At 55.6% G+C, this 4,523-nt stretch carries 4 protein-coding genes and 1 pseudogene; 4 read left to right on the forward strand and 1 reads right to left on the reverse strand.

Going from position 1 to position 4,523, the window contains the following annotated elements; all coding sequences use genetic code 11:
* Window positions 1-529 precede the first annotated feature (529 nt).
* The 4 genes from AC0KW6_RS21570 to AC0KW6_RS21585 all read left to right on the forward strand — a co-directional run bounded on the left by AC0KW6_RS21570 (window position 530) and on the right by AC0KW6_RS21585 (window position 4,001).
* Complete coding sequence (locus AC0KW6_RS21570) at window positions 530-1,717, forward strand: tyrosine-type recombinase/integrase (RefSeq protein WP_474035800.1); 1,188 nt, start codon at window positions 530-532, stop codon at window positions 1,715-1,717.
* Entirely contained in the window at window positions 1,714-2,736 is a 1,023-nt protein-coding gene (locus AC0KW6_RS21575; RefSeq protein WP_474035799.1) for a hypothetical protein, read from the forward strand. Before AC0KW6_RS21570 ends, AC0KW6_RS21575 begins: the two co-directional genes overlap by 4 nt.
* Window positions 2,737-2,866: 130 nt before the next feature.
* Window positions 2,867-3,064, forward strand: a complete 198-nt coding sequence (locus AC0KW6_RS21580; RefSeq protein WP_474035797.1) for a helix-turn-helix transcriptional regulator — start codon at window positions 2,867-2,869, stop codon at window positions 3,062-3,064.
* A gap of 445 nt (window positions 3,065-3,509) precedes the next feature.
* Window positions 3,510-4,001, forward strand: coding sequence for a helix-turn-helix domain-containing protein (locus AC0KW6_RS21585; protein WP_474035796.1), 492 nt, complete (start codon window positions 3,510-3,512; stop codon window positions 3,999-4,001).
* A gap of 189 nt (window positions 4,002-4,190) precedes the next feature.
* On the opposite strand, the pseudogene AC0KW6_RS21590 reads toward AC0KW6_RS21585, so the two are convergent.
* Window positions 4,191-4,418, reverse strand: a pseudogene (locus AC0KW6_RS21590) (type I restriction-modification enzyme R subunit C-terminal domain-containing protein); the annotation flags it as partial.
* Between the last annotated feature and the right edge of the window lie 105 nt (window positions 4,419-4,523).

Raw genomic sequence — 4,523 nt, forward strand, 5'->3', positions numbered from 1 at the left:
TCGGACGCTTCGTACTTTGCCCAGAACTCAGGGATCGTCAGGTTTTCGATGTCGTCGCACAGAATGCCAAACCCGATCTTCGCGCGCTCAAACTCCGACAAAGTGCGCCCGTTGGCGTCCTCTGCCGGGGCCAACGCCACGATGAACTTCTCCATGCCCTTCGACGGCTTCGGGAGGTTCTGCGGCTGGAAACGCCGACCGGACCAGCGCCAGGTTCGACCCGCCCCCGCGAACTGATGGCACGTTACTTCTCAGAATTGTGTACGGAATGTGTGACAAACGCTTAAGCTCCTGCATCAGATTTTGCAGAAGAAACAGAGACTTAAGACTGATCTAATGGTGCCCGGGGGCTGCTTTGAACATCGGTTCTGAACAGTTCCCGGACATTCCCGCACCGGAGGTGGCATACGTATTTTCAACCGTTTAACGGATTCTCGCCATTCCCGCTTGTTCCGCTGAGTTCCTCTACCTACAACATAAAGGAATGGGGCCAAAAGTGGGGCCAGAAATCGGGAGCGGTTCAAGCCCAATGAGGGAAACGAACAAACTCAGCGCCGCGAGGGTCAAGGCTGCCGCAGCCGGGAAACATGGCGACGGCGGCAATCTGTGGCTTCACAAGCGCACCCCGGACCGCGGCAAATGGCTGTTGTACGTGACCGTGCATGGCCGCCGCCGGGAAATGGGGCTTGGCCCTTACCCTGAGGTATCCCTCAAAGAAGCCCGCGAGGAAGCGGCGAAATGGCGCGCCTTGGCCCGGCAGGGGCTGGACCCGATCAAGGAACGCCAGCGGGAGCGCAGGCAGGCGGAGCGCAACATGCACCTACTGCGGGACATTGCCGCCGACGCCTTCGAGGCGCGCAAAGCTGAACTCAAAGGCGACGGAAAGGCGGGCCGCTGGTTCTCCCCCTTGGAAATCCACGTCCTGCCGCGCCTGGGAGCTGTGCCCGTGGCGGATATTGACCAGATCGACATTCGCGACACGCTGGCCCCCATTTGGCACGAGAAGGCCGAAACCGCCCGCAAGGCGATGAACCGGCTAGGCATCTGCTTGAAGCACGCCGCTGCGCTGGGCTTGGATGTTGACTTGCAGGCGGTAGAGAAAGCGCGCGCCTTGCTAGGCAAACAGCGCCACAAGGCAAAGCATATCCCGGCGCTGCCCTGGGCCGATGTGCCTGCCTTCTATGCCAGCCTGAATGAAGGCACAGTTACCCACCTTGCCCTGCGCCTGCTCATCCTGACGGCGGTTCGGTCTGGTCCGCTGCGACACCTGCATATTGACCAGATTGACGGCGATGTTTGGACCATCCCAGCGGAGACCGTGAAGGGCCGCAAGGATGCCACATCGGATTTCCGCGTGCCTCTCAGCCCGGAGGCGCTGGAAGTCATTGAGGCCGCAAAAGAGCGCCAGCGCGAGGGGGTTCTTTTCCCCAGCGTGCGTAAAGGGGTCATCAGCGATGCGACGATGGCGCGGCTGATGGAGCGCAGAGAGATGGAAGCCCGTCCGCACGGGTTCCGGTCTAGCTTTCGGGATTGGGTGGCAGAGACCACCAACACGTCCTTTGAGGTTTCGGAAACCGCGCTGGGTCATGTTGTCGGCGGCAGCGTTGAACGCGCCTACCGCCGCACGGACCACTTAGAACAGCGCCGCGTGCTTATGGCACGCTGGGCGGATTTTGTGACCAAGGGGCGCAGTGGAATTATAAGGATAGCTGTGTGAGATTTTTTGTTGAGATCGAGCCCCCGGAGACCGCCTACATACACGAAGCGGCCCAGTGGATCGCATTCGGAAAGATTCCAGAATTCTATAGCTCTCCAGAGTGGGGGGACGAATTCGATATCCGCGGCGATGAAAGTGCCGAGCTCGAATTCTTGAAAGCAGCGGTCGACGTTGATTATCAAAATCTACCAGAAGCGATTCCTGAAGTCCTCTCAGGGATCGACCTCCAAACATTTCAGGAGGCACTGGGCACTACGCTAGGAACAGAAATCGAGGAGATTAAGCGACAACGCCAGAACTATGAGAACATGCTAGGCATCATTGATGAGAGCGGGAGCACTCCTGAATTTTCGGAAATACGCATTCAAATGTTGCGCGAAAATTTAGCTCGCTGTGATCGTGAAATGGAGTTAGCTAAAGTCATTCAGCCGACCATTGAAACTCTCCTGAGCTACGAAGAACGGGCAAAGGCAAAATTGTTTTATGCGCTATCAGCCGGAGAGCTTGACGCCATCGGTTGGCACATGTGCACGCAAGAAGATGATAATTCTGAAACGGTTCGGTGGGAGGAGCGAAGCATCAATACCAGCCACTGGCGCATGAGTGAAATCGACTGGCAACGTGCTAATCTCGGGAAAAGGGAGGATAGTTCTCCATCTTGGGTAGCTGTCCGGGTAAAATTCCAAGAACTCCTGGCCCTGTTTCCTCAGCCGGACCTTCCAGGTGAAAACCTAACCGTCTCAAGATACGGCAGGACATTAACACACATTGGCGCCCCCCAAAGCCGAGGCACCGGCCAAGACCGCGGGAAGGGGAGGCCACTCAAGGGTGGCGGAGCAGTGAAGACTGCTGTCCTGAATCACTTCTCAAAGCGTCATGCTGCTTCGGACCTACCTGAAAAAAAAGAAGCAATCATTGAGGAAGCTCGCGCGTGGGTCCAAGATTTGTTCGAAGAAGACTTGTCCCGCGCCACCCTGCAGAGACACCTTAAGCCCTTATTTTCCAAGATGACAAAGTAAATGCCCAAAAATATGCCCATTAATCGCGAGCTACACGTGGCGAGTTCTGGGCCAATTCGTCGGAATTTGGGCTCTCTCCTTTATTCACAAAAATGATTGCCTGACACACCCTTCCTGCATCGACCACCAGATGCAGGAGTATGCCGAGATGCCCGAGAAACACTATCGCCGAACCGATGTTGAAGCGATCACTGGCCTGAGCCGCACCACAATTTACGCGATGATGAACAGGGGCGAATTTCCTCGCCCTGTGCGTTTGACACGCAAGGCCGTGGCATGGCCGGAAAGCGTCATCACCGAATGGCTGAATAGCCGCGAAGCGGCATAACAAAACCCGCCCCCCTAAAATACTGGGGCGCGGGCTGTACGTGATTTGCTTACGGGCTTTGACACCCGCAATCCTACGCCCTTTGCCCCGACATAGCAAAGGATATCAAATGAGCAATGGTCACTGCTACAGCAGTCCGTTCCGAAACGCTTGCGGTGTGAATCAAAAACGTATCAACCACCCCGCAGCACACGAAACCCAGATACGGCACTTACAAACACGGTTCGGCCTGAACCGCTCTCAGGCTGCCCTCTACGCAGAACTCCATTTCGGAGGGCACCCCCATGAGAAATGTTGATTGGTCATCCTGCGACCACCTAGAGCTCGCACCTAGCCAACAGAAAGAATGCGGGCCGGATATTGCCCTGCGGCAATTGGGAAATCGCAAAAGCCTTTGGATTTCCAGGCTGATGGCTAAGACCGCAGCGCAGCAGGAGCCCGCACCATGAGCCGCAAACCGTACAAAAGGAAAAAGCGCGGCACTGGCCGACATGTGCAACTACATGAGTGGCTACAGGCTTCCCTCGCATGGAGGAGCCTTAAGCCGGGCCCCCGCGCGCTCTATATTGAACTGAAGCGCCGCTACAACGGCAATAATAATGGAGCGATCATTCTGAGTCACCGGGACGCAGCAAAGGCTCTGAATGTGCACCGCAACACAGTGGGTGACTACTTCAGGGAACTGGAGGAACGGGGCCTCATCCACGCGACGCGCGGCTATTGCCTTGGTCCTGCTGGAATAGGAGAGGCTGCGCATTGGGCATTGGATGAATTGCCAACCCAAGACAGCAAACCTGCTCGAAAGGCATTTATGCGCTGGACTGGAGCTGAAAAGCCCCGCACAAACTCTGTGCACAAGCGACCCAAACAATGTGACGCTACGCCAGAAAACACCTCTGGACGAGAGCTCCCCGTCCTAAAAATCGTGACGGGATAGGTCTAATTCTCAATTTGGGCGGCACAAAAAGCAGGACATATATACATCTAGCCATAGGCAGGGCCCTTTTGGGCCTTGCCGACTTTCTACGAACCTGAAAAATCGAAAGAGCGCTCTTCTCGACAAAAGCAAACATCAGCGAACTTGCAGCCAAGCACGGACCTGATCCAGATCGAAAACCGCTAGCTGTCAGGCTGCCACCGCTTCGTTCAGCGTTCTAACGATCTTGATGATCTCTTGAGCTTGCTCACGGTCAAAGATACCCGCAATGCCCATGTCATCCAGATCCGTGAAGGGACTTTCGTAGAAGGACACAGGGTCAACGAAGCCGCTTTCTGTCAGACTGTCTACAACCATATCAAGGAATTCAGCTTGGTCTGAATTCAGCTGATTTTGTGATACGAAGGTGCTGAAGGCCTCCTTAGCTGTAGTGGTTCAGATGTGATCTGACAGTTGCCCGGATTTCCGGCGGCGTCTGTCAGGTCAGGTTTGGTTCAGGAACTTTCCCTTCCAGATTTCCTT

It is taken from the genome of Leisingera sp. SA215 (genome assembly GCF_055902035.1).

What these genes read in the sequence shown, in the direction of transcription:
- AC0KW6_RS21570 (WP_474035800.1), top strand. Translation starts at nt 530, where the DNA reads ATGAGGGAAACGAACAAACTCAGCGCCGCGAGGGTCAAGGCTGCCGCA.
- AC0KW6_RS21580 (WP_474035797.1), top strand. Translation starts at nt 2,867, where the DNA reads ATGCAGGAGTATGCCGAGATGCCCGAGAAACACTATCGCCGAACCGAT.
- AC0KW6_RS21585 (WP_474035796.1), top strand. Translation starts at nt 3,510, where the DNA reads ATGAGCCGCAAACCGTACAAAAGGAAAAAGCGCGGCACTGGCCGACAT.